This window comes from Eggerthella hominis (assembly GCF_014287365.1).
GTDB classification, from domain to species: domain Bacteria; phylum Actinomycetota; class Coriobacteriia; order Coriobacteriales; family Eggerthellaceae; genus Eggerthella; species Eggerthella guodeyinii.
In genome coordinates this window covers 323,016-347,599 of sequence record NZ_JACOOA010000004.1, presented here as the reverse complement: position 1 = coordinate 347,599, position 24,584 = coordinate 323,016, and the positions used below count along the sequence as shown (strand labels likewise).

The window sequence follows — 24,584 nt, the reverse complement described above, 5'->3', positions numbered from 1 at the left end:
GTTCTCGGAGCTCGAAGTCGGCAACCCGCAGGGCCGCATGCGGCTCGCAGCTACCCTCCGTAGCGCTTCCGGACGTACTTGATGATGGTGGCCAGCACGCGGCGCATGTCGATGGGCTTCGACAGGTGCGCGTCCATGCCGCTGGCCAGCGAGGCGTTCACGTCCTCGGCGAACGCGTTGGCCGACATGGCGATGATGGGGATGACGCGCGCGTCCTCGCGGTCGAGCGCGCGGATGCGCCGCGTGGCCTCGTAGCCGTTCATGTTCGGCATCTGCACGTCCATGAGGATCGCGTCGAAGTGGCCCGTCGGCGACGCCTCGAACGCGGCGAGCGCCTCGGCACCGTCCTCGGCGCGGTCCACCACGAGCCCCGCTTCCGACAGCAGCTCGCAAGCGATCTCGGCGTTCAGGTCGTTGTCCTCGGCCAGCAGCACGCGCAGCCCCTCGAACTCGGTGCGGTCGAGGGCGCGCGGCGCGCCCGGCAGGGGCGCCGCGTAGGCCGACACGGGACGCGACGCGCGATCGCCGCGCCGACCGCGGGCGTGCAGCTGGGCCGCCGCAGCCGCCGCGCTCAGCACCTCTGGCTGCACGTCCTCCGGCTCGACGCCCTCCTCTTCCTCGAACACGATGCGCTCGGCCTCCAACGCGATGCGCAGGTTGAACGTCACGGTGAACGTGGTGCCCTGCCCCTTCGTCGACTCGACGACGATATCGCCCGCCATCATGGTGACGATGTTCTTCACGATGGGCATGCCGAGGCCCGTGCCCTGCTCGCGCGAACGGCCCTCCATGCTGAACGGCTCGAAGATGCGCGCCTTGAACTCCTCGGACATGCCGATGCCGTTGTCGGACACGATGAATCTGACCTGGCGATACCCCATGGCGGCGCCCTTCGACACCATCGTCTCGAACCGGACGCGGCCGCCGCAGGGCGTGTACTTCACCGCGTTCGTCAACAGGTTCAGCAGCAGCTGCTTCAGGCGCACCGCGTCGCCCACGTACACGGCGTCGGCGCACGGGGGCACTTTCACGGTGAACTCCTGATCGCGCTGCTCGCATTGCATGCGGATGGCGGCGGTCACGTGCGACAGCAGATCGCTCAAGCGGAACGGCTCGCTGGCCAGGGTCATCTTTCCGTTCTCGATTTTCGAGATGTCCAGCACGTCGTTGATGAGCCCCAGCAGGTGGTCCGAAGCCGCGCCGATTTTGTCGAGGCTCACCGCCACCTTCTCGTGGTCGTCCACGCTGCCCTGGGCGATTTGCAGCATGCCGATGATCACGTTCATCGGCGTGCGAATCTCGTGGCTCATGCGCGAGAGGAATTCGGACTTTGCGGCGTTGGCGGCCTCGGCGACGTCCATCGCGTCCTTCATGGACAGCTGGATCTCCTTGTCGGCCGTCACGTCGCGCATGACCACGAGCAGCTGCGGCTTCCCCTCGAACGTGAGCTGCTTGACGGAGTAGGAGGCCCAGCTTTCCTTGCCGGTCTGCTTGCTGCGGAACGAGAACTCGCCTTGCTCGAAGCCCTTGGTTTCGTCCGACCGGATGCGGTCGAACAGGGCCACGCCTTCGGGAGAAAGGTCGATGGTGGCCGCCAGACGCTCGTTTTTCAGGAAGGCGTCCAGGCGGTAGCCGATGATGCGCTCCGCCTTCGCCACGATGGGCGTGACGGTTCCGTCCGTGGGCGAGTACAGGTTCACCGCCATGTCGATGCTGTCGGACAGCGCCTCGTACAGCTGCGTGAGCATGGCGATGTTCTGCTCGCGCAGCCGACGACGGTACGCGCCGAACACCAGCAGGCCCACGGCCACGAGGCAGGCGAAGATGATGGCGAACACCGCTTCGAACGTGGTGGTGACCACGGCCGCCTCGGCGCGCACGTTCTCGACGGGCACCACGTTGCACACGTACCAGTACCCTTCCCCAACCGGTGCCACGCACACGTAACTGGCCTTGCCGTCCACCGTGGCCGTAAGCAGCCCCGTCTGCCTGTTCTCCACCACATCGCGCAGCGTGGACAGGTCGCTTTGCGAGCGCGATTGCATGAGCTGGAGGGCGGCCTCGGTGGAGACGGCAGCGTCGGTGATGGCCGTGGTGTCCTGGTAGCGCGACGCCTCGTTGAGGAAATCGTACAGCGACGTGCCGATGGACACCGGCGTTTTCGTCTCGTCCGTGGGCGGGACCAGCACCTCGCCGGTAGAGCCCTCGAACAGCATGAAGTAGCCGCGGCCGTCGAACATGTCCAGCTGGCGAGCCATGGAGAACAGGCTGAGCGGCACCTGCACGTACAGCGCGCCCACCTGCTCGTCGCCGATGTACAGCGGCGTTTGGGCCAGGCGCACCCGCACGCCGTCCTCGTTGGCGAACGTGCCCGAGTACGAGGCGCGGCCCTCGGAGAGCGCGGTTTCGGGTTCCGGCAGATCGCTGACCGAGAACGCCGAGCCGTCCGAGCGGATTCCGTTGCCGTCCATGTCGGCGAAGCCGGCGCACTCGAAGCCGTTGCGTTCCTCGAAATTCTTGAGGGCCGGCACGATCAGCTCGGGGTCGGCCGTCTGCACGGTGAAGGCGCCGATGGCGTTCTGCGACATGAACATGCGATCAGCAACGCTCGCCGCAGCTTGCTCGGTGAATGTGACCACCTGCTGCTCGGCGCTCTGGTTGAGCTTTTTGTCGATGTAGGATGTCAGTCCGAGCACAGCAGCAACAATCGCCGCCACTACGGCGACGATTGCGATTGATGCGGCTATGCGTCGTTTCTGCTTATCCCTGCTCATAGCGCGCATGTGCTTGCCCTTCTCCGGCGCACGTAAGAATAAAGGAATATCGAAGCCGACCGGTACCGAATCGGTTCAACATAGTATACTCTAACGCTGGAATGCAAGCGTTCTGTGGTAACGGTGATGGAACGAGTTAGAGTAACGAGGTAACCATGGATTTCGGTGAGATCTACCATTTTCTTTTTGAAACCTACGCCGGCATCGGGTGCCTGGTGGGTTTGGCTTTGGTCATCAGCCTGATCGCCTGCGTCATCATGGAGCGTCGTACGCGCAAAACATTCACGAACCATGAGCCTGACGAGGACGATTGGTCTTTTTTCGACGACGACGAAGACGACAAGTAACGTCTCCGCACGCGTGCTGAACGGTGACGAAACGGTGCGATCCGACCGGTGCACAGCCCTTCGCACAAGCGCACGATCGTCGCTCGCTTGCCCATCGCGCGCAGCTTTTCAGCTGCGCGTTCCTGTTTTCAAGTCGTAAATTATCCCGCACACCCAATCCACAGTTTTGAGCTCCATCGGCTCTTGACAAGTTCGAAAGGAAGTCCCCTCATGAGCGAAGCTGAAACGCACCTCTACCAGCGCGAAGGCGCGTACATCCCCCGCGTCGCCGCCGTGCACGACCTGTGCGGCTACGGCAAGTGCTCGCTGGGCGTTGCCATCCCCGTGCTGTCGGCCGCCGGCTGCGACGTGTGCCCCGTGCCGACGGGCCTGTTCTCGTCGCACACCGCCTTCCCCGGTTGGTACATGCACGACACCACCGAGATCCTGGCCGACTACCTGAACGCGTGGAAGGGCATCGGCGTGGAGATCGACGCCGTGTACTCCGGCTTCCTCGGCGCGCCCGAGCAGGTGGACCGCATCCGCGACCTGTATGCGATGTACCCGAACGCGCTGCGCGTGGTGGACCCCGTGATGGCCGACCATGGCAAGGTGTACCCCACGTACACGCCCGAGCTGTGCGACGCCATGGCCGAGCTGGCCTGCGGCGCCGATGTTTTGACGCCGAACCTCACCGAAGCCGCCATCATCCTGGGCGAGCCCATCGGCGAGGACTGGGGCGGCACCGACATCTCCGACGAGGAGGCGCGCCGCCTGGTGGACGCGCTCATCGCGAAGGGCGCGAAGCACGTGGTGCTCAAGGGCATCCAACGCGCGGGCGAGTCGTGCATCCGCAACTTCGTGGGCGGCGCCGACTGCGAGACGTTCGAGGTGCACAACGAGTACCTGCCCTACATGCTGCACGGCACGGGCGACCTGTACGCGTCGTGCCTGATGGCCGCCGTCATGGCCGGTCGCTCGCTGGAAGAGGCCGTGCAGTTCGCCGGCGACTTCGTGCACGACGCCATGCTGGTGAGCGCCGAGCAGCCCGACTTCCGCGACCGCGGCGTCAGCTTCGAGCCCCTGCTGGGAAAGGTGTGCGAGCTGCTGTAACGGCACGCACGACGATGTGCGAACCGGGCCCGGCGAACAACGTTCGCCGGGCCTTTTCCGTGCTCGGGGTCTAGAACTCCAGGATGTCGTGGTAGACGAAGCGGAGGTTGGCTTCCTGCTTCTCGATGTGGAAGTGGCCGCAGAACCAGCGGCGGTAGTCGAGGCGATCTTCGACGGTTTGGAGCCAGTCCTCCATCGCGGTGTCCACCGTGCTTTGGTCGACGCCGGCGAGGAGCGCCTCCTGCGGCACGAACGAGGCGGGGCAGGTGTGCGAGAGCACGGTATCGACGCGCCAGTCGCGGTGGGCGAGAGCCGCTTCGACGGCGCGCTGCTCGTCGGCGGTGAGCTGCTCGTCGGGGAACCACGCGTACCCTTTGGCCAGGCGATACGCTTTGTCCACGCTATAGGCACCGCCGATGGCGACGGTGGCGCGGCCGTCGAGGTCGAACACGCTGCCGTCGCGCGCGAACAGGATGCTAGGCCAGCGGTCGTCGCAGTACACCTCGCCGCCGCGCCAGGGGATCAGATGGTAGCTGGGCAGCGAGGCCGGGTTGCGATCGTGATTGCCGCGGATGCACAGCAGCGTGAAGCCCATGCTCGCGGCTTTGTCCTTCACCTGCGCGTCCCGCTCGTCGCCGTAGTAGTCGAAGCCCGTGTCGCCCAGGCAGACGAGCACGTCGCCGGGACCCGCATCGTGCTCGCGCGCGAACGCGCGGATGTGCCGGTAGCTGCCGTGGGTGTCGCCCGTGAGGTAGATCATGCGCCGCGCCCTTCCTCGTCGACTTCCTCGGACAGCCCGGCGATCAGCACGATCTTCCCGTCCTTGCCGCGCTCGCCCACCGCACGATGCGCCTCGGCAGCCTCGGCGAGCGGGAACGTCCGAGCCACCGCCACGCGCAAGCCGCCGTCGAGCGCCGCTTCCAGCGCATGCATGACCAGGTTGAGCTCGTCGGGACGCAGGTTGTTCACGTTCATGCCGCGCACGTCCAGGTCGTTGCTCATGAGCCCGCGCGGGTCGAACTCAAGCGAGCCGCGGCTGCCCACCACCACGATGCGACCGCGGGTCGCGGTCACGCGTACGTCCTTCATGAGGTTCGCGTGCGCCGCCATGTCGAGCACCACGTCGACCCCGCGGCCGTCGGTCGCGTCGAGAATGGCGTCGAGGTAGCCGTCCGCATGATGGTCGAACGCACGCGCCGCGCCCAGCTGCTCGACGAGCGCGCGGCCACGTTCGTCGCCCGCCGTGCCGTACACCGTGCAGCCGATGCGCTGCGCCAGCTGCACCGCCAGCGTGCCCACGCCGCCGCTCGCGCCGTGCACGAGCACCGTTTCGCCCGGTCGAACGCGAGCGCGTACGAACAGCGCATCGCCCGCGGCCAGCCCCGGCGTGCCGACGCCCGCGCCCTGCTCGAACGACACGCCCTGCGGCAGGTGCCCGACCGCGGCGGCGTCGCACACCACGTAGTCCGCATAGGTGCCCGTGTTCCGCTTCGCGCGCGTGGCAGCCACGAAGACGCGCTCGCCCACCTGCACGCCTTCGACGTTCTCGCCCACGGCATCCACCACGCCCGCGCCGTCGTTGCCGGGGACGTACGGCAACGCGGGCAGCGCGCCGTACGCGCCGGCGCGGATGTACGTCTCGACGGGGTTCACGCCCACTGCGACAAGCCGCACGCGCACCTCGCCCGCCGCAGGCTGGGGCACCGGGCGCTCGCGCACGCGCAGCACCTCGGGGCCGCCGAACTGCTCGACGACGATGGCCTTCATGTTCGCATCGCTCATGACGCGCTCCTTCCGTTCGTTCGGCGCCCGCACGGCACGGGCTCCAAACCCATCGTAGCGCGCCCGAAGGCGCGCTACGAAAGGAACCCCGACAAGCCGCAATGCCGTTACCAGCTGGACGGCAGGGCGAAAGGGAGGGAGCTGCGCCTCCGCCTTCTACAGCTCGAACTCCAGCGCTTCCAGGACGTGCTTGGGGACCATGAAGCGGACGGTTTTCTCGGGGTCGACCATTTGGCAGACTTGCACGTCGGCCACGAGCGACAGCAGCATGACCAGCTCGGCCTCGTCGACGCCGGTGCGATCGTGCAGCAGGTCCACCATCTCGTGCACCGCGCGGTCGGCAGCGGCGTCGAGCGTCTCGGCCGACGCGATGACGCCGAAATGCGTGGCGTTCTCGATGAGGGGGTCGACCAGGTGCAGGTCGGGCAGCGCGGTCAGGGTCACCGTGGCGTAGCCGGCAACCTCGGCGCCCGACACGCTCACTTCGCCGTCGCCCATGGCGGCATGCATGTCGCCGCAGCCGAACAGCGCGCCCTCAACCGCCACGGGGAAATACAGCGTCGCGCCCGTGGTGATGGCGGTGTTGTCCATATTGCCGCCGTGGCTGCCGGGCGTTCCGCAGTTCACCGGCTCGCCAGCCGGTGCCACGCCGATCACGCCGATCATGGGGTTGAGCGGGATGGACAGCTTGTCGTTCCACACCAGCTTGTCGCCGTCGATGGCGCACAGGTGCGTGCTCCACGCGTCGAAGCGGTCGCCGCACACGCCCTCGTCCTTGCCCGTGCACGACGCGGTTTGCGCATCGAGCTCGATGTTCTCGATAACCACCTTGAGCGCGCCGCCGGGCACCGCGCCCTCGACGAACACGGGGCCGGTGGCCGGGTTGATGCGATCCCAGTTGATCTCGTCCAGCTCGTCCTCGGGCGTCTGCACCTGGTTGCCGAAGCAATCCTGCGTGCGGATGCGCACCGTCTCGCCCGACGCCACCGTCAGCGCCGGCTCCGCATCGCGCGCGAACGCGAACAGCACGCGCCCGTCATCAAGTTCCTGCATGAGGTCACCCTTTCTACAAGATTGTGTTGGGTTCAATAGTACTACGGAGAGGCTCGTCCCGGAGGTATCTCTTGTGCCGGATTTACGTTCGAAGGGTACAGGAAACCGGATGTTTCACGTGAAACATCCGGCGAGCGCGAGAAGTGCGCGCGTCGAGGCGCCCCCTACGAACCGCCCGAACGCTCAACCGTCTCCCGGGCGTCGAGTTCGTCGTCGAACAGCTCCATGAGGTCTGTGCGCGAGTGCACGCCGAACTTCTGGTAGATGTTGCGGATGTGGAAGCGCACCGTGTTCTCCGAGACGAACAGCACCTTCGCGATGGTCTTCGGCGCGCGGCCCTGCCGCAGATGCTCGAGCACCTCGCGCTCCCGAACGGACAGGCCGGCGCGCTCCATCAGCTGCGCGGTGCGCGCCGAATCGACTCGCGCGGCGTCGGCGCGCGTCGGTTGCTCGGCCGGCCCCGCGTCCTCGTCCGCACCCTCCCTCTCACCCTCGGTGACGCTCAGGCTCTTGTCTTTGAACAGCACCAACGTCGCGGCGAGAATCAGGTACACCGCCACGAGCGCCGTGATGGTCAGCATCAAATCGCCCGGTTCAAGGTACCCGATGCCGAAGAACGCGAGGAACAGCCCGGCGAAGTTCGCCGCCATCACCACGAGCTGCATGAGGGAAAACGTCTTGATCGACGACCCCTTCTCGCGGCGGTACTCCTCGGCGATCAGGCAGAAGAAGATGACGTTCGTGAAGGTGAACCCCACCTGCACGAACGAGTTCACCATGCCGCGCCCGCTGGCGTCCCACGCCACCGGCAGCAGGAGGAACCCCAGCGCCGACAATGGCAGAATGAACTTGTACAGGCGCGGCACGCTGAACGCGCGCGGCGCGAGCAGCGCGGGCAGCAGCAAGATGCCGTTGAGCGCGAACATGATGACGAACGCCGTCCATTGATACGTGCCGAGCGATATCTTCTCCTGACCGGCCACGTTCATCATGAGCCCCGCCATGAACGCCATGAGGGCGACCCCGAGCAGCGGCCTGATCAGCCGGCGGAACGAGCGGCGATCCACGGCCGCATCGACCGGCTGCAGCGTTTCCTCCGGCCGCTTGAGCACCTGCGCACAGCACGCGAGCGACCCGAAAAACGCCGTCACGGCCACGATCCACGGCACCGGCGCGGGAAGAAACGTCGTCGCGAAGTACAGCACCGCGCCCGCTGCGGCCGATGCCACGAGGAACACGTACATGAACCGGATATCGAACCTGCTGACGTACGTAAACCACAGCACGATGGCGAACGCGTCGCCCAACCCGATCCACACCCCGCTTGCGAAGAACCAGGGCAGCAGCGCATCGAGCGCGGCGACCGCCGTCATCTGGAACACGATGGCCATCACCGCGAACCCCACGAGCGCGCATGCGGCCGACGCGGCCACCATGACCGAAAGCGGCGCCTGCTTCTTGCGACGTGCCAGCACCAAGGCCAGCACGGCAAGCGCGATCATGCGTCCGAGAATGATGTAGAAGAGGTACAGCGCCTTCGGCAGATAGCCGATCTCGACCACCGAGGATATGGTGGTAGGCGAGTAGAAGGTCATGCAAACGTACACGGAATACAGAACGTATCCGACGAAAGCCACGGCATGCGCGCGCGGCATCTGTCCCGAAACGGCTTTCACCTGCATCCCTCCCTGCACCCTGCGGCTCGATACTACCATACCCGCCATGCCGCAAACCTACCAACTTTTGATAGGTCTTCCCTCGTGGACGGCGGAAACTACCCGCCGTCGATAGCGACAGCCGAGCCGCGCTGCGCGAACATCCGAATCGAGCCATCTGCCAGGGGAGCTTCCGCGGGAGAAGCGCGGCAGATGCCGAACCGTCCAAGGAAAGGATGCATCATGGAACAGCAAACGATGGATCGCAGGAACTTCCTCAAGGGCGCGCTTGCCACCGGCGCGCTCGCCGCGGGAGGGGCCATGCTGGCCGGCTGCTCGCCCGCACAGCCCAAGGACGCGGCAAGCGCCGGTACCGCAGCGCAGGCTGCCGGGACGTCCGGCTCTTCCCTGCCGAAGGGTTACGAATGCGCCGAAGACTGGCTGGGGGCGAAACCGGAGGTGGCCGACAGCGACATCGTCGACACCAAGGACTTCGACATCGTCGTGTGCGGCGGCGGAAACGCCGGCGTGCAGGCAGCGCTCGCCGCGGCGCAGGAGGGCGCCAAGGTCGCCGTGCTCGAGATCCAGCCCGAAGCCACCTGGACGCAGCTCGGCAACGACATTTGCGCGTTCAACGCACAGTGGCTCGTGGACAAGGGGTACGGTCCGTACAAGACGGGCGACATCGTAGCCGAGTTCATCCGCCGCGGGGGCGGACGCGTCAGCGCCGAGATCATCCGCAAGTTCGTGGCGAACTCGGGCGACATGCTGGACAACATCGTCGCGCAGATTCCCGACACGTCGAACCTGTTCGACCTCGAAACGGGTCAGGCGCAGATCCAGGTTGCGTACAACATGCCCGACGGAAGCTCCTACCCCTTCACGCGCGGCGGGTTCCAATCGTGGGCAACCACCATCCAGAACCTCAGCACGAAGAACCCCACGCCCGTCTGCGGGCGCGAGGGCGTGTCGCGCATGACCGAAATCGCCCTCTACTGCAAGGAAGCCGCCGAGAAGCTGGGCGCCGAGTTCTTCTTCGAGACGGACGTGACGGTGCTCGACCAGGACGGGCAGGGCAACGTCACCGGCGTCGTGGCGAAGGGCAAGGACGGGCTCGTGCGCTACCAGGCGGCGAAGGGCGTCATCCTCGCGACCGGCGATTTCGGCGCGAACCCCGACATGGTGGTGAACCTGTGCACCGACATCAACGAGCAATCGCTGCGCTGCGACATCCCGCGCGAGGAGATGACCGGCGAGAGCAACTGCAAGGGTGCCGGCCACAAGCTGGGTTGCTGGGCGGGCGGCTTCATCGAGCAGGCGCCGCGACCCTGCATGAACACGAACGGCGGCAACGCGGGCCCGTGGGGCACCACGCCGTTTTTGTGGCTGAACGATTACGGCAAGCGCTTCATGAACGAAGCCATGACGCCGTACATCAAGCCCACCACGCTCAAGCAGCCGCGCGGCATCCTGGCCACCATCTGCGATTCCAAGTACATGGACGTCATGAAGCAGTGCTCGACCGACCACTTCTCCCCCAACTGGGGCGCGGCGGGCGTCGACATCATCAAGATCATGGATCGCATGGACGAGCAGATGCAGTCGGCCGTGGGAAAGGGAGCGGAAGGCGTCAGCGTCGACGGCGTGTACGTCATCGAATACGACAACACGATGCCCGATCAGGTGTACGCCGCCGACACCATCGACGAACTGCTCGGCTACCTGGGCTACGAGGGCGACGCGAAGAAGGAAGCGGCGGCCACCATCGAGCACTACAACGAGCTGTGCCGGGCGGGCGAAGACTCCGATTTCGGCAAGGACGACGTGTTCATGAGCGCCATCGAGAACCCGCCCTTCTTCGGATCGGCGCAGCCGAACACCGGGCGCGGCTACGTGGGCCTGGTCAGCCTGTGCGGCCTCGTGACCGATGACGATCTGCAGGTGCTCTCGTCCGATCTGAAAACGCCGATCAAGGGCCTGTACGCCGTCGGTAACTGCCTGGGCCAGCGCTTCGGCAACGCCTATTCCACGCCGGCTGCCGGCAGCTCCATCGGCATGGCGCTCACCCACGGCTACGTCGCCGGCAAGATCGCCGCGGGCGGCACCGTGAAGTAGCGCCCGCGCCGTCGGCCTCGAGCGTGGCCGGCCCCGAACATATCCGACCCCTCCCTGCAAGGGAGGCCGCACTCCCTCCCGCGGCCTCCCTTCTTTTGCGTTCGCAGGCATGACGCCGGCGCAAGGGCCGGAGGTAGAAGCGCGTAGGTTTGCATGCGTCGAATTCACGTTGGATGAGCGTGGGCTGCGCGTTCGAAGCGCAAAAGACACGCTCCTAACCCGTAGAGGAAAGGAGCGCCAAGACTAAACCCAAACCGCCGAAGCGATCCGAGAGCCGCGGGGAGCTCACAACTCCCTGCGGCTCGTCCTGTTATACGCGCGGAGAAGCGGTGCGCAAGACCAGGGGCGATCCGCTCCGCGAATCCGCTACGCTTCTTCTGCGTAGCCCTCGTAGTCCTCGTCGTAGTAGTACGGCTCGGGGACGAGGACGCACATGAGAAGCATCACCACGATGGGAATGATAGTGAACACGAGGTTGTTGAGCGACGGCATCCAGGTGGCTTGCCCCGAGGCGACCCAGGCGGCCAGCGCGACGCCCGCCAGCAGCAGGGCGCCGGCCACGAGCGTCCCCAGCACGGCGAACGCGCGCGTCGGACGCAGGCGGAAGGCCGACAGCGCGCCCGTCGCCGCAATCCAGCTGATCACGATGCACCACAGCGCGGGCTGCATCAACAGGCTGCCGAGGTCGGCCTGCATGTCGAGCCCCGCGGAGAACTGCCAGTTCGCCAACGCGTCCCATCCCAGTAGGCTGTGCGAGCCGCACGCAGCCAGCATCAGGCTGACCAGCAGCGAGAACGCCAACGCGCCGAACGCGCGCGCCGGCGGCAGGCAGAACCCCGCCACAAGCGGCGTCAGCTGGTTGCAGCCGAACGCGCCGACCAGCGGCGGCACGAGGGTCGCGTTCGCGTCGGCGTTGCTCAGACGTCCGGTGAAGTACCACCAGGTCGCCGCCGCAGCCAACAGCACGATGCCCGCAGCGGGAGCGTTGCCGGCGATGAGCGTCGCGGACAGCGCGAAGTACGCCAACAGCGCGCCGAGGTGCGGCTTCAGCGCGCCCGCCAGCGTCACGAGCGCGAACAGCCCCCAGAACAGCGGGTTGGCGAACCCGCTCGTCTGCGGCAGATTCGTGAACGCGACGAACGCGACCGCCCCGCTGCCCAACGCGCCCACCGCGTGCGCGGCCACGGTGCGCTGCAGCGGCGTGATGCGCTCGCGCAGCGGCACGCGCGGGGCCGGCGGCTCTTTTTCCGCCTCGGCTTCTTCTTCCTCGTCGTCGGCATGGCCCACGATGACGGAGAGCTCGCGCACGCCGCGCTTCGGATCGCCCAGGAACGGCTCGAGCTCCTCTGCGAAATCGGCGACGGTGGCGTAGCGTTCCTCCCGGTCGGGGTCGAGCGCGAAGAAGATCACGTCGTCGATGGCGGGGTCGAGCCCGTCCCAACACAGCGACGGCAGCACAAGCTCCGCATCTTCGATGACCGCCTCCGCGCGCTCGAGGTCGGGTGCCAGAAACGGGTTCTCGCCCGCCAGCATCTCGTAGGTGAGCGACGCAAGCGCCCACTCGTCGCAGCGCACGTCGAGGTTCTCCTGGCGCATCTGCTCGAGCGGCATGTAGCCGATGGTGCCGCCGCCCGCCGCGCCGTAACCGGACGCGTCGGCCAGCGTGGCCAGGCCGAAGTCGGTCACCTTCACCTGTCCCTGATGGTTGATCAGCACGTTGTCGGGCTTGATGTCGAGGTGGAGCACCTGGTTCGCGTGCGCAACCTCCAGCGCGTGCGACACCGACGCGAACACGGCCGCCGCCACATCCAGTGTGAGACGGTCGGCGTGGCGATGCAGCAGGTCAGTGAGCGTCATGCCCTCGACGTATTCCATGATGAGGTAGGCGGTGGAATCCTGCACCTCGAAATCGTACACCGCGACGATGCTCGCATCCGACAGCATGGCGGCGGTGCGCGCCTCGTCCAACCCGGGGACATGCGCGAGCGAGTGCACGAGCGGCTCGTCGCCGATCAGGTCGAACACCGAGGTTGCGCCGTTTTCGCCGGCGCCGTCGGCAGCGTCGTCCTCGCCGAACAGGGGATCGTCTTCCCACGGAAGCGGCTCGCGCGGCTGCTGCCGCACGGCGTTCGCCCCGGGAAGCGCCGCGCGCGCGGCGTCCATCTCGTCAAGCTCGATGCACTTGATGGCCACCCTGCGCTGGATGCGCGTGTCCCACGCCACCCGCACGGTGCCGAAGCCGCCGGCCTTCGCTTCGCCGACGGGCCGATAGCGGTTCAATATGAGCTGTTGATCGCGTGCCATGCGCCTATTATAGGGCAGACGGCCGAAGATGCCCATGAGGGCCATTCGAGACGCAGAATCGCGAGACCTAGAACGCAGCCTCCAGAGGATCGCTGACGCGCACGCGCTCTTGGCCGCGTTCAAGCTCGGTGATCTTGAGCAGCAGGGGCTCCTGCGTGCCGTCGAGCATGCGCAGGCGCAGGGTGACCGCGTCGTCGTACACGGTATCGAGCACCTTCGCGCCGCAGTCGGCCGCAATGCGCATGAGCTGGTCGTACTTCCCGTACGCCGCGCGCACCTCGATGTCCACGCACCGCGACACCACCACGAGCTCCGCCGCCTCGATGCCCGCCTGCGTAGCCTGCGTGTACGCGCGCACGAGGCCGCCCGTGCCCAGCAGCACCCCGCCGAAGTAGCGCGTGACCACCACGATCACGTCGGTCAGCCCCGCGTGCTGCACCACCTCCAGCGTGGGCAACCCCGCCGTCTTCTGCGGCTCGCCGTCGTCGGAGTAGCGCACGCGCCCCTGCGCGCCCGCGCCGCCCGCGCGCAGCACGTAGGCGTACACGTTATGGCGCGCCATGCGGTTGGCCGCGCGAATCTCCTCGAGGAAGGCCAGCGCCTCGTCCTCGGTTTCCACGTGGGCAAGGCTCGCGATGAAGCGGCTCTTCTTCTCTTCGATCTCGGCGGTCGCCCACCCCGCTATGGTGGTGTAGGAAGTCATGGGAAAAGTGTAGCAGAAGAGCCCGGGCAGGGAGGGAGGCGCCCGGGCTCATGCAAGGGTTCGGCATTCGCTGCGACGCCCCGCGCCGCAACGCTCGGCACGCGCCTAGCCGGCGATCAGCTTGTGCGCGGTGTTCGCGGCCGTGCGGGCGCTGTTCACGCCGTGGCAGGTCATGGAGCCGTTGATGTCGATGCCGTACATGTTGTTGTACAGCATGCCGCCGTCGGCGCCCACGGCGAACAGGTTCTCGAACGCCTGGTCGCGGCCGGGCTTCTTCACGCGGAACTGGCGGTCGGTCTTCACGCCGCCGGAGTACAGACCCTCGAGCGCGCCGCGGATGAGCCCGCAGTAGAACGGCGGCGTGGCGATGGGCATGAGGTACTCGGGATCCTTGCCGTAATCGACGTCGACGCCCCCTTCGACGTTGGCGTTGTACTGCTTGACCTGGCTCAGGAACAGCTCCTTGTCGACCTCCATGATGTCGGCCAGCTCTTCCAGCGTGTCGGCCTTGTACGCGTCGTCGCCCTTGGCGATCATCTCGTCCCACAGCTGCGCGCATTCCTCGTCGCCGTCGAGCATGTACTCGTAGATATCCTTGTCCATGATGCTCCAGCAGGTGCCGCCGGCCAGACGCACGGGCACGTTCTGCAGCTCGAAGTTATGGGTGTACGTGGAGCACGCCTCGTCGGAGAAGCGCTCGCCGTTGATGTCCACCCACAGGCTCGGTCCGCCCCAGCACAGCTTGTCCCAGATGGGACCCCACGGGCCGGCCGACCCGATGATGTTCGTGCAGCCGAACGCCGGCGCGCCGTGCTCGATGCCACCAGCCTTGATCATCATGGTCACGCCGTCGCCGTAGTGGCCCGGCGTGCCGATGATGCGGATGTCCTCGAGATCCACGCCTAGCTTGCCCATGCGCGCGGCGTCCTCGCCGAAGCCGCCCGTGCTGATGATGACGGCTTTCGCGTTGATCTTGAGCGTGTCGCCGTACGTGTCGGTGGCGTACGCGCCGGCCACGTTGCCGTTCTCGTCCAGCACGAGGTCGCGGGCGCGCGTGTTCAGGCGCAGGTTCACGCCGTACTCGGCCAGCTTCTTCTTCATGTACGGGAAGTAGCCGATGCCGGCCGCGCCGCCCTTGTACACGTAGTCGAAGCTGAACTCGGCGCGGTAGCGACCCTGCTTGTACATCTCCAGGTACGCGGGATCCAGATCCTCGATGGCCTCGTACTGCACGCCGTTGTCGATGAGCCACTGCACGTTCTCGGCGGCGTGGCTGATCATGTCGCGGATGAACATCTGGTTCACCGTGTAGGACTGCGCGTCGGCCTCGTAGCGCACCATCTCGCCGAGCGTCGCCTCGCCCGAGTTGGGATGCAGGCCGTAGGCGTTCGTGCACTCGACGCCCGTGCCGTTGCCGCCGAGCGCCGACTGGCCCTCGATCAGCAGCACCTTGTCGCCGTTCTCGCCCGCCTGCACCGCGGCCGCCGTGCCGGAGAAACCGCCGCCGACAACCAGGATGTCGCACGAGATTTCCTCGGTGACCTGGCTCGCCCAGTCGGTGTCCTCGTCGTCTTTCGCGCCCTTCTTGTCGGCCGCGTAGGCGACGCCCGTCGCGCTCATGGCCAGAGCCGCGCCCGCCATGCCGGCGCCCAGCAGGAAGTTCCTTCTGCTCAATTCAGTCATGTGAGTGTCTCACTTTCGTGTCGATGAATGAAAACGTGGGGTTGCGGAAGCATCCGCAGAAGCATCCGCAGACCGCCGAGGCCTAGCGCTTCTTGAAGTCGCCGTCGGCGTACGTGATCGTCTTGCCGTCGACCACCGCTTCCAGGCTCTCGATGGCGTAGGTGTTGTCCTTCACGTTCTCATGCGTGGCAGCGATCTCGGCACCGGCGAACTCGGTGACCTTCACCTGCATGGTGAGGCTCTCGATGTCGAACCCGGTGATCTCGCGCAGGTCGTCCACGTAGTCGGCGAACTTGGCGTCGTCGCTCGTAACCGTGATGGGGCTGTCGGCCTCCGACACGTCCCAATCAACCAGGGTCATCTCGTTCGTCGCCGTCTTCACGAGCGTCTTCGTCGTGGCGTCGGCCCCGCTGGCCCCGCTCGCTCCCGAGCTGCCGGAGCCGTCCGAGCCGCCTCCGCACGCCGCGAGCGTGCCCAGCGACAGAACCGCGACCACGGCCAGCGCGAGCATCATCGACACGCGCTTCGCCTTGCTCCCTCTTATGCGCATCTCCATCCCTCTCCCCTTCCTATTCGATTCGCCGCTGCAAGCCGGCCCCTTGCCAGCCGGCGGCTCGAGAACGATTGAACGCGAAGCGGGCGGGGATTTCTTCATCAGGAGCGGGCGTTTTGCGAAAATCACCCGTTTGTGATGAGACGGGCGAGCGAGGGAACCGGGGCATCGCCGAACGAGCGCGTCGGCCCGTCCAGGCTTAGGACTGCTGCGGAAACACCAGGTCGAGCAGCTCCTGGCGGTTGTGGACGTTCACCTTGGTGTAGATGTGGCGTATGTGGCTCTTCACCGTGTTCTCCGACACGTGCAGGTGCTCGGAGATGTAGGGGCCGTTGCGCCCGGCAACCAGCAGCGACAGCACGTCGGTTTCGCGCGAGGTGAGGAAGAACCTCGACGACAGCTCGACGATGCGCTGCGGCGGCAGGCCGGGAGCCGCGCCGTCGTCGCCCGCCGCGCGCAGCGACGCGTCGTCGGGCCGATTGAAGTCGATCTCGTACTTGCTGAGGCTGTCCCACACGCTGCCCTTGCCGCCGGAAAGCCCCACCGTCAGCAGCAGCAACGCGCTGCCGAACACGATGTACGACACGATGGTGCCGCCGTCCCTGTCCACGAACAGCCCCAGCACCGTGCCCAGCAGGATGCCCAGCTGGTCCACCGCGTACACCACGCAGATGATGCGCAGCAGCGACGTGCCCGACTTGTAGCTGAGCATGACGATGATCGTCCAGATGAGCAGGTCGAAGCACGCGTATCCCGTGAAGAACAGGCAGCCGGACACCAACGAGCCCGGCGCACCCATCACCGCGAGCACGCCGCTGGCGATGAGGCCCACCGACATGGCCACGAGCGCCGCGCGCAGCATGAGGTACGGCCGCCACGAATAGAACAGGTAGCCCGCCAGCACCGCGAGGCTGGTGAACGCGCGCAGCGCCACCGTGATGTACTCCACGTATGCGCCCTGCATGCTCGGCATGAACATGGCCTGGTAGTTCGCGAAGCCGAACGACGCGCTGATGGCCAGCACCATGAGCAGGAAGTAGCGGTCGCAGCCGAACAGCCGCCCCGCGCGACGCACGCCGTCGGCGCATTTTTCGCGCACGCGGGCGATGGCCTCGAGCGTCGCGCGGTTCTGCCCACGCACGAGGTGGACGGCGTAGCACAGCGCCGAGAACAGCGGCAACGACACGGCGAACACCACCGACGCCGTCGGGCGCAGGAACATCACCAGCAGGATGGCGACGATGTTCAGCGGCAGCGCGGCCGCAAGGTGCACGAGCGCGTTCGTGGTTCCCTGGCACGTGGCGATGCCGCCGGCCAGCACGGCCCCGACGCTCTGGTACAGCCCCACGAGGATGCCGCCGATCACAAGCAGCACGGGATCGGTGTGGATGCCGACGTAAATAAGCAGCGAGCCCAGGCTGCCGCACAAGAAGGAGCAGCCGGCGAACACTTTGGGGTCGAGCACCCGCGAGCGAACCGAGGCGCTTGCCGCCAACACGACCAGCAGCAGCGCGCTCGCGGCGAACGAAACGACGAACGGGAGCGCATCGACGGGCTTGCCCGCCGCCGAGAACAGCGCCGGGCTGAACGGGACGACGTCGAACCACGACCAGAAGAACGACGACACGAGCAGCGCCACCGGAGAGATATTGCCCGTGAATCTGTCGAGTATCTCGTTCATGGGTGCGAGTATAGCAAACGGCACTCGCGCACCAACACCTCGACACGCACGTCGCTTCTACTTTTCGTTGCACGATTTCTTTCCCTTCGGTTTTACGTTAGCATTCTATTGATCGGCACGCTCAGCCTGAACGGCGACGCATGCACCATATTTGAGGAGAGAACCGTGGCACACATCCCATCCAGGGAATTCGGACCCTCCAACCCCCGACGCATCCTCCCACAGCGAGCACACGGAACCACGGTGCGCTTTGAGCGGGGGGGGGGCAGTTTTCCGGATAGATTCGTGATCGAAGCTCCTCAAGACGCCATAGGGCACGCTCGCAGTCGAAATGAACTGAGGAAGAGGCGATAATGGCGAGCGCGACACGACGACATAACGCGGGAAACCTGCTAGCTCGCATGCGAAAACGCGTGGGAAGCGGCAGCCTGCGCCCGAACAGCACCGAGCGCGAACCGCTCTCGAATCTTGCGGATCGACGCGGGTTCGTCAGCGCCGTCAAAGAGCTTCCCTGCGGCCTGGGGCTGTACCGCATCGAAGCGGACTCCATCGAGCTGCTCGACTTCAACAACGCCTACGCCCGCCTGTTCGGGATGGCCGCCGACGAATACGGCCGCCGATGCAGGCGCGATCCCATGACGCACGTCCTGTCGGACGACCGCTGGATCGTGGAGGCCGCCTCCGACCAGCTTCTCGCCGGGTCGTCGCGCGCCGAGGGTAGCATCCGCACCACGGGCGAGGACGGCGCCCAGCGCTGGCTCTCGCTGTCCGCCTCGCTCGCGCACCTCGAGCCCGACGTCGCGTACGCGGTGGTCACCGCCGTCGACACGACGGAGGACAAGGAGAAGGACCTTCGCTATCGGCAGCAAGCCGAGCAACAGCAGCAGCTGTACGAGGCCGTGCCCTGCGGCATCGTGAGGCACACGCTGGAAGAGTCGCCCCGCGTCGAGTCGGCGAATCGTGCCGCGTGCCGCATCCTGGGATTCGACACGTACGCCGACCTGTTGAACACCCTGTCGGCCGACGTGTTCGGCGTGATGGTGGGAAGCGGCCGCATGGCCGTGAAAGACGCCGTCGCCAGCCTGCGCGCGGGCGCGCAAGCGGTCCCGTTCGACACCCAAATCAAGCGGGCCGACGGAACCGTCGGATGGATCGAAGGCGTCATCTCGCTGACCACGACGTCCGACGGAACCGCCGTCGTGCAGAGCGCGTTCAACGACGTCACGCGGGAGCGGCAAGAGTCCCACAAGCGCGAGCTGCAGCGCTTCACGTCGGTGCTGTGCAGCGTGTACGACGAGATCTTCGAGTTCAATCTGGAGCACGACACGTTCACGCTCTGGTTCACGTCGCAGGAGGCTATAGGAGACATCGAGGAGGTGCCGCTCGACGCCGCGATCAACCGCTGGTTCAGGAACCTGCCGCGCGAGGAAGACCGCGCCGCCATCCTCGCCGCCCTCGAAAGCTACCGCAACGGCATCGCCGAAAGCACCACGACCGTCACCTGCCTGTGCGTCACGGAAGAGCGCACCGTGTGGTTCGAGACGACGTTCCTGCGCATGTCCGACGCCACCGTGCTGTGCTGCAACAGCGACGTGACGCAGCGCAAGCTGGCGGAGGACGAGCACCTGTCGCAGCAGGTGAACGACGTGGTGGCGAACCTTCCCGTGGGCATCGGGGTGTACGACGTGGACAAGACGGGCGCGTACCCGCTGTACGTGAGCGACGCGGTGTGCGCGATGACGGGATCCACCCGACAGGACTTCGACCGTATCATCGCCGCCCGCCGGCCGTCCGCGTCGGGCAGGGAGACGCGCGCGTTCCTCGCAGAGCACGAGCAGCAGGACTGGTTCGACTTCTCCACCGAGCGGGAAGTCCTCCGACGGGGCGCGCGGTTCACCGCGCGCGTGCAGGGCCGCGCCACCCGCATCGACGACGACACCGTGCGCGTGCACGTGGTGATCACCGACGTGGCCGACGAGGTGCGCGAGCGGAAGGAGCGCGCCTGGCAGAACGAGCGCTACCGCATCCTCAACGAGCTTACCCACGCGATCAGCTTCGACTACGACTCGCGCCGCGACGAGGTGCTCCTGTACATCGACCGCGACGGAGAGGGCGTGGAGGCCCAGCTCATCACCAACTACCTGGAAACGCTCGACGAGGAGCGCGTGGGCATCGTACATCCCGGCAGCATCGAGACGGTCCGCTCCATGTTCGAGCGCGTGTGCGAAGGCGCCAGCAACGAGGTGGTGGAATACCGAGCCGACTACTACGGCACGGGGTACCAGTGGTACCGCGCGAACCTGTTCATCGCCCAGGACGGAAGCGACGCGTGGCACCTCGTCGGGCTGATCGACGACATCCAGACGGAGCGCGAGCTGCGCCAACGCGCCGAGTACGACGCCGTCACCGGGCTGTCCAACTACGCGTCGACGCGCGATTTGGTGAACGACGCCCTTGCCGACCCGCACGTGCGCGCCCACAGCGTGTGCGCCGTCATCGACCTCGACGACTTCAAAGCCGTGAACGACAACTGCGGGCACCTGCAGGGCGATTGGCTGCTTCGGCAGGTGGGCGACACCCTGAGGGGCAACTGCCGCGAATCGGATATCGCCGGCCGCGTGGGAGGCGACGAGTTCGTCGTGTTCCTCAAGGGCATCAACCTGGAAACGGCGCTGCGGAAGCTCGCGGCCATGAGGAGCGCCGTGTCGAAGCTGACCCTGCAGCCCAAGCACGCGTCCGAATCGTCCGAGCCCCTCGTCCCCAGCGTCAGCATCGGCGCCACCGCGACGCGTGCGGAAGATGCGGATTACAGCGACGCCTTCGCGCGCGCCGACGAGGCGCTGTACCGCGCGAAGCGCTCCGGCAAGAACCGGCTGCGCGTAGGCTAGGCCGAGCTCGGCCGCGGGCGGCGTTGGGCGGCGCCGGCCGCGTTGGCCGCGTGGGAGGCCCGAAACAGCAAAAACCCGTCGAAGACAACAAAAAACCCGCCGAAGCGGGTTTTTCAATTCAAATGGTGCGGGTGAAAGGACTTGAACCTTCATGGGGTTGCCCCCATACGGACCTGAACCGTACGCGTCTGCCAATTCCGCCACACCCGCATTCGCTTTCCGACCTTGGCCGAAAGCAAGAATAGATGATACAGGACGATTGCCGCTGGCGCAAGGGGGGAAATCAAGCTTCCCGCAGTTTATTTCGAGCCGAGGCCGTCGTCCGGAACGACGGGAGGCGCTTCCCCGCTTCCCGTCGTTTCACCGCCCCTCCGTTCGGCTACAATGGGGGCATGGAAGATACCACGCGCATACTCGTCATCGAAGACGACATCGACATCAACGAGATGGTGGCCACTTCGCTGCGCAAGGCGGGCTACACGTGCGACCAAGCGTTCTCGGGAAGCGAGGCGCGCCTCTTGTTGCAGGCGGCCGCCGCGAACGGCGACGCGCCGTTCGACCTGGTGATCACCGACCTCATGCTGCCGGGCGCATCCGGCGAGGACCTCGTGCGCGAGATCCGCCTGCGCAGCGACGCGCCCATCATCGTGGTGTCGGCCCGCTCGGGCGCGGGCGACAAGGTGGAGCTGTTGAAGCTGGGCGCCGACGACTACCTGGCGAAACCCTTCAACCTGGACGAACTGCATGCCCGCATCATCGTCCAACTGCGCCACGCCGCCCGCGGCACCGCTCGCAGCTCGGCAACGCTGCGCTTCAAAGACTGGGTGCTGGACACCGAGGCCCGCACCCTCACGGCCGCCGGCGCGCCCGTGAAACTCACGCGGCTGGAATACGGCATCGTGGAAACCCTGGTGCGCCGTCCCAAGAAGGTGTTCACCAAGCAGGAACTGCTGCGATCGGCGTGGAACGACGAGTGCTTCGTCGAAGAGAAGGCCGCGACCGTGCATGTGAGCAACATCCGTAGCAAGCTGAAAGCGTCCGGCACCGACGGCTACCTGGAAACGGTATGGGGCATCGGATTCAAGCTGGCCGACTGAACCGACCCGCAGCACGCGACGCAGACGACGCGGGGCAACTTAACTATTTCTTAACCATTTCAAGGCGATTCGCTGAACACCTTTTCCGTATCGTGGAAGACGTGAAGGAACCAACCAAGCGATACTGAAAGGAGCGGAACGTGAACAACGTAGTCGAGACGCACGGGCTCATGAAAACCTTCGGCAGCAAGACAGCCGTCGACCATTTCGACATGCACGTCCATCAGGGCGACATCTACGGATTCGTCGGGCGCAACGGAGCAGGCAAGACAACGGTGATGAGGATGCTGGCAGGGCTTGCCGCCCCCACCGGCGGCGAAGCGCGCGTATTCGGCGCCGCGCCGCAGGAAGCGGGAGCTTCTCGGCGTATCGGCGTGCTCATCGAGTCGCCCGGCCTGTACGGCACCATGAGCGCCTATGACAACATGATGCTCAAGGCGCTGGTGCTGGGACTCGTGAATCCGAAGGAGCGCGTCCGCGACCTGCTCGCGTTCACGGGCCTGGGCACGGTGGGCTCGAAGAAGACCAAGAACTTTTCCATGGGCATGAAACAGCGTTTGGGTTTGGCGCTCGCGCTGCTGGGCGACCCCGACCTGCTGTTGCTGGACGAGCCGCTCAACGGCCTCGACCCCGAGGGCGCGCGCGAGATTCGCCAGCTCATCATGCGCTTGAACGTCGAGCGCGGCATCACCGTGGTGGTGAGCTCGCACGTTTTGGAGCAGCTGGGAAAGATGGCGACGCGCTACGGCGTCATCCGCGAAGGCCGCATGGTGCGCGAGATGACCGCCGCCGACGTGGAGCAGGAGTGCAGCGACTTCCTGCGGCTCGACGCCGCCAACCCGACGCTCGCCCTGGCGGTGCTGCAAGAACGCTTCCCCGAGCTGCGCTTCCAGTCCATGCCCGACGCGTCCATCCGCGTGTTCGGCACCGTGGATGCAGGGGCGGTGGGTGCGGTTCTGAACGAGAAGGGCATCGCCGTTCAGGGCCTGTACGCCCACAAGCGCGATCTGGAAGAGTTCTTCGTTGAGATGATGGGGGCTGAGTACCGTGGTTAATATCTTGAGAATGGATCTGTACCGGCTTCTGCGCAGCAAGTCGCTATGGATATGCCTCGGCATAACGGTGGCGCTCGCCGCCATGACCATCGGCGTGCTCGGGCTCCTTACCAACGCGGATTTCATGCAGTGGGCGCAATCGTCCGGTGCAACCGTATCGAGCGCATCGAACAGCGTTGTCAACATAGGCGTCAACGGCAACTCGACGATGAGCACCGAGGAAATCACGCAGAGTATCGTGCAGGCGCAGGAAGCGATTTCGAGTTCGTCCTTGCTCACCATGACCGGAACAACGCTGGTCAATGGCAACGCGCTCGCAATCATGTTCACGATATTCCTCTCGATTTTCCTCGCTTCCGAATTTGAAAGCGGCTACAGCAAGAACGTGTTCACCGTGCAGCCGAACCGTTTCGCGTTCCTCGGTGCGCGGCTTGTCGAGATCGTCCTGACCGCCGCGTTGTTCACTGCCGTCAGCCTGGCCTCAGTCGCGCTCGTCGGCGCGATCGCAGGACTGAGCTTCGCCCCGACGAGCGCAGCCGACCTGCTCTTGTGGGGCGCGCTCGTCACGCTCGTGCTGTCCGGCTTCGGCATGGCGATCGCGCTCATCATCTGGCTGACGCGGAAAGTTGCCGCCGGCATCATCGGAGCCGTGGTGCTGGTCACAGGCATGCTGGTGATGATGGTGCAAGCTCTGCTTTCGCTGTTCCCCGCCCTCTCGCATCTGAGCGATTTCACGCTGTACGCCTGCATGAGTGCGCTCGGTCGTGGTCTGTACGTGGATGGCGGGCTCAGTGTAGCCCATATCGCCGGCGTGGGGTTAGCTTTCGTAATCGTCTACGCAGCCCTCTCCGCGGTCACCCTCAAGAAGAAGGACATCTAGATTATGGCCGCCGCAGTCGCACTGCTTGCGCTTGCCGTCGTCGTGCTGGCCGTTCAGCTCGCACGCTCGGAACGGGAGCTGCGCTCCATCGCGCGGTTCCTGGTCGATCGGGATACGCTGAGCAACACCCGCGTCACGGTATCGGTCCACACGCGCGGGTTCGTGCGGCTGGGGCAGGCCATCAACCGCCAGATCGACCGCCACCAGGGCGAGCGGATCGCCGCGGAGGAGAACAAGCGCGACCTGCGCCGCGGGCTCACGTACCTCTCGCACGACATCCGCACGCCCTTGTCCGGAGCGCAGGGCTACGCCCAGCTTCTGGCCGACGAGCAGGACGAGACGGAGCGCGCCCGCTACCTCGACGTGGTGGAGCGCAGGCTGGACGACGTGAGCGGGCTGCTCGATCAGCTGTACGCTTACGCGCAGGTGCAGGATCCGGACTACCGCATCGAACGGGAGCGCGTCGATGTGAGCCAGGTGTTGGTGGAATCGCTCGCATCGCTGTACGCCCCGTTCAAGGAGCGGGGGTGGACGCCCGATATCCAACTCGCGGACGAGCCGCTGATCGCCCTTTCCGACGGGGATTCGCTGGGGCGCATCTTCCGCAACCTCGTCGTGAACGCGCTGCGCTATGGCAGCGAGGCGCCGCGCATCGTGCAGGAAGGGACGGCCATCACGTTCTCGAACCGCGTGGCAAACCCCGAGGCCATCGACGCCGAGCGGCTGTTCGAGCGCTTCTACCAAGGCGACGCCGCACGTGCAGGCGAAGGAAGCGGCCTGGGGCTGGCCATCGTCGCCCAGCTTGCCAAAGCGCTCGACATCAAGCTGGCCGCGCGCCTCGAGGTGGACGTGCTGTCCATCTCGCTGGAGTTTGCCGGGTAGGCCCATGCCCTAGGCCAATGCCCCGCCGTCAGGCGCACTT

General features: G+C 66.0%; 18 protein-coding genes and 1 tRNA gene. 8 read left to right on the top strand and 11 right to left on the bottom strand.

Annotated features, from left to right (window positions below; genetic code table 11):
- Positions 1 to 50: 50 nt before the first annotated feature.
- Positions 51 to 2,696, bottom strand: a complete 2,646-nt coding sequence (locus H8S61_RS10895) for a PAS domain-containing hybrid sensor histidine kinase/response regulator (RefSeq protein WP_366458274.1) — start codon at positions 2,694 to 2,696, stop codon at positions 51 to 53.
- 233 nt (positions 2,697 to 2,929) lie between these two features.
- Here H8S61_RS10895 and H8S61_RS10890 point away from each other — a divergent pair, with 233 nt between their 5' ends.
- Positions 2,930 to 3,121, top strand: a complete 192-nt coding sequence (locus tag H8S61_RS10890) for a DUF6724 family protein (protein WP_154332498.1) — start codon at positions 2,930 to 2,932, stop codon at positions 3,119 to 3,121.
- A 210-nt stretch (positions 3,122 to 3,331) separates the two neighbouring features.
- A complete protein-coding gene (locus H8S61_RS10885; RefSeq protein WP_186939001.1) occupies positions 3,332 to 4,213 on the top strand; it encodes a PfkB family carbohydrate kinase in 882 nt (293 codons plus the stop codon).
- Between the two features lie 70 nt (positions 4,214 to 4,283).
- Here H8S61_RS10885 and H8S61_RS10880 read toward each other — a convergent pair whose 3' ends face one another.
- The 4 genes from H8S61_RS10880 to H8S61_RS17730 all read right to left on the bottom strand — a co-directional run bounded on the left by H8S61_RS10880 (position 4,284) and on the right by H8S61_RS17730 (position 8,724).
- Positions 4,284 to 4,973 (bottom strand): metallophosphoesterase, encoded by a 690-nt coding sequence (locus tag H8S61_RS10880; RefSeq protein WP_160940925.1) that lies wholly within the window; start codon positions 4,971 to 4,973, stop codon positions 4,284 to 4,286.
- Entirely contained in the window at positions 4,970 to 5,995 is a 1,026-nt protein-coding gene (locus H8S61_RS10875; RefSeq protein ID WP_255466569.1) for an NADPH:quinone reductase, read from the bottom strand. The genes H8S61_RS10880 and H8S61_RS10875 overlap by 4 nt, the downstream gene beginning before the upstream one ends.
- Positions 5,996 to 6,151: 156 nt before the next feature.
- Positions 6,152 to 7,048, bottom strand: coding sequence for an acetamidase/formamidase family protein (locus H8S61_RS10870; RefSeq protein WP_186939000.1), 897 nt, complete (start codon positions 7,046 to 7,048; stop codon positions 6,152 to 6,154).
- 164 nt (positions 7,049 to 7,212) lie between these two features.
- The gene (locus tag H8S61_RS17730; protein WP_366458270.1) at positions 7,213 to 8,724 is read right to left on the bottom strand and encodes a LuxR C-terminal-related transcriptional regulator; all 1,512 of its coding nucleotides are present in this window, start codon (positions 8,722 to 8,724) and stop codon (positions 7,213 to 7,215) included.
- A 222-nt stretch (positions 8,725 to 8,946) separates the two neighbouring features.
- Between H8S61_RS17730 and H8S61_RS10860 the strand changes: the two genes are divergently transcribed.
- Positions 8,947 to 10,818: an FAD-binding protein gene (locus tag H8S61_RS10860; RefSeq protein ID WP_186938999.1), complete on the top strand. Its 1,872-nt coding sequence runs from the start codon at positions 8,947 to 8,949 to the stop codon at positions 10,816 to 10,818.
- A gap of 366 nt (positions 10,819 to 11,184) precedes the next feature.
- Here H8S61_RS10860 and H8S61_RS10855 read toward each other — a convergent pair whose 3' ends face one another.
- The 5 genes from H8S61_RS10855 to H8S61_RS17725 form a co-directional block, all read right to left on the bottom strand.
- Positions 11,185 to 13,122 (bottom strand): serine/threonine-protein kinase, encoded by a 1,938-nt coding sequence (locus H8S61_RS10855; RefSeq protein ID WP_255466568.1) that lies wholly within the window; start codon positions 13,120 to 13,122, stop codon positions 11,185 to 11,187.
- Positions 13,123 to 13,189: 67 nt separating this feature from the next.
- Positions 13,190 to 13,825 (bottom strand): IMPACT family protein, encoded by a 636-nt coding sequence (locus H8S61_RS10850; RefSeq protein ID WP_186938997.1) that lies wholly within the window; start codon positions 13,823 to 13,825, stop codon positions 13,190 to 13,192.
- A 105-nt stretch (positions 13,826 to 13,930) separates the two neighbouring features.
- Positions 13,931 to 15,508, bottom strand: a complete 1,578-nt coding sequence (locus H8S61_RS10845; RefSeq protein ID WP_186938996.1) for an FAD-dependent oxidoreductase — start codon at positions 15,506 to 15,508, stop codon at positions 13,931 to 13,933.
- A gap of 82 nt (positions 15,509 to 15,590) precedes the next feature.
- Complete coding sequence (locus H8S61_RS10840) at positions 15,591 to 16,064, bottom strand: hypothetical protein (protein ID WP_186938995.1); 474 nt, start codon at positions 16,062 to 16,064, stop codon at positions 15,591 to 15,593.
- Positions 16,065 to 16,260: 196 nt separating this feature from the next.
- Positions 16,261 to 17,766 (bottom strand): response regulator transcription factor, encoded by a 1,506-nt coding sequence (locus H8S61_RS17725; protein WP_186938994.1) that lies wholly within the window; start codon positions 17,764 to 17,766, stop codon positions 16,261 to 16,263.
- Positions 17,767 to 18,155: 389 nt separating this feature from the next.
- On the opposite strand from H8S61_RS17725, the gene H8S61_RS10830 reads away from it, so the two are divergent.
- A complete protein-coding gene (locus H8S61_RS10830; protein WP_186938993.1) occupies positions 18,156 to 20,630 on the top strand; it encodes a diguanylate cyclase in 2,475 nt (824 codons plus the stop codon).
- Between the two features lie 123 nt (positions 20,631 to 20,753).
- Here the strand turns inward: H8S61_RS10830 and H8S61_RS10825 are convergent.
- Positions 20,754 to 20,840, bottom strand: a tRNA-Leu gene (locus tag H8S61_RS10825).
- Positions 20,841 to 21,022: 182 nt separating this feature from the next.
- On the opposite strand from H8S61_RS10825, the gene H8S61_RS10820 reads away from it, so the two are divergent.
- From H8S61_RS10820 to H8S61_RS10805, 4 genes are all read left to right on the top strand, one after another.
- Positions 21,023 to 21,727, top strand: coding sequence for a response regulator transcription factor (locus H8S61_RS10820; protein WP_186938992.1), 705 nt, complete (start codon positions 21,023 to 21,025; stop codon positions 21,725 to 21,727).
- Positions 21,728 to 21,867: 140 nt separating this feature from the next.
- Positions 21,868 to 22,782: an ATP-binding cassette domain-containing protein gene (locus H8S61_RS10815; protein ID WP_366458266.1), complete on the top strand. Its 915-nt coding sequence runs from the start codon at positions 21,868 to 21,870 to the stop codon at positions 22,780 to 22,782.
- Complete coding sequence (locus H8S61_RS10810) at positions 22,775 to 23,662, top strand: ABC transporter permease (RefSeq protein ID WP_186938991.1); 888 nt, start codon at positions 22,775 to 22,777, stop codon at positions 23,660 to 23,662. Before H8S61_RS10815 ends, H8S61_RS10810 begins: the two co-directional genes overlap by 8 nt.
- Positions 23,663 to 23,665: 3 nt before the next feature.
- Positions 23,666 to 24,544, top strand: a complete 879-nt coding sequence (locus H8S61_RS10805) for a sensor histidine kinase (RefSeq protein ID WP_186938990.1) — start codon at positions 23,666 to 23,668, stop codon at positions 24,542 to 24,544.
- Positions 24,545 to 24,584 lie beyond the last annotated feature (40 nt).

What these genes read in the sequence shown, in the direction of transcription:
- H8S61_RS10885 (WP_186939001.1), top strand. Translation starts at nt 3,332, where the DNA reads ATGAGCGAAGCTGAAACGCACCTCTACCAGCGCGAAGGCGCGTACATC.
- H8S61_RS10820 (WP_186938992.1), top strand. Translation starts at nt 21,023, where the DNA reads ATGGAAGATACCACGCGCATACTCGTCATCGAAGACGACATCGACATC.
- H8S61_RS10880 (WP_160940925.1), bottom strand. Translation starts at nt 4,973, where the DNA reads ATGATCTACCTCACGGGCGACACCCACGGCAGCTACCGGCACATCCGC.
- H8S61_RS10890 (WP_154332498.1), top strand. Translation starts at nt 2,930, where the DNA reads ATGGATTTCGGTGAGATCTACCATTTTCTTTTTGAAACCTACGCCGGC.
- H8S61_RS10850 (WP_186938997.1), bottom strand. Translation starts at nt 13,825, where the DNA reads ATGACTTCCTACACCACCATAGCGGGGTGGGCGACCGCCGAGATCGAA.
- H8S61_RS10845 (WP_186938996.1), bottom strand. Translation starts at nt 15,508, where the DNA reads ATGACTGAATTGAGCAGAAGGAACTTCCTGCTGGGCGCCGGCATGGCG.
- H8S61_RS10840 (WP_186938995.1), bottom strand. Translation starts at nt 16,064, where the DNA reads ATGGAGATGCGCATAAGAGGGAGCAAGGCGAAGCGCGTGTCGATGATG.
- H8S61_RS10870 (WP_186939000.1), bottom strand. Translation starts at nt 7,048, where the DNA reads ATGCAGGAACTTGATGACGGGCGCGTGCTGTTCGCGTTCGCGCGCGAT.
- H8S61_RS10855 (WP_255466568.1), bottom strand. Translation starts at nt 13,122, where the DNA reads ATGGCACGCGATCAACAGCTCATATTGAACCGCTATCGGCCCGTCGGC.
- H8S61_RS10875 (WP_255466569.1), bottom strand. Translation starts at nt 5,995, where the DNA reads ATGAGCGATGCGAACATGAAGGCCATCGTCGTCGAGCAGTTCGGCGGC.
- H8S61_RS10805 (WP_186938990.1), top strand. Translation starts at nt 23,666, where the DNA reads ATGGCCGCCGCAGTCGCACTGCTTGCGCTTGCCGTCGTCGTGCTGGCC.
- H8S61_RS10860 (WP_186938999.1), top strand. Translation starts at nt 8,947, where the DNA reads ATGGAACAGCAAACGATGGATCGCAGGAACTTCCTCAAGGGCGCGCTT.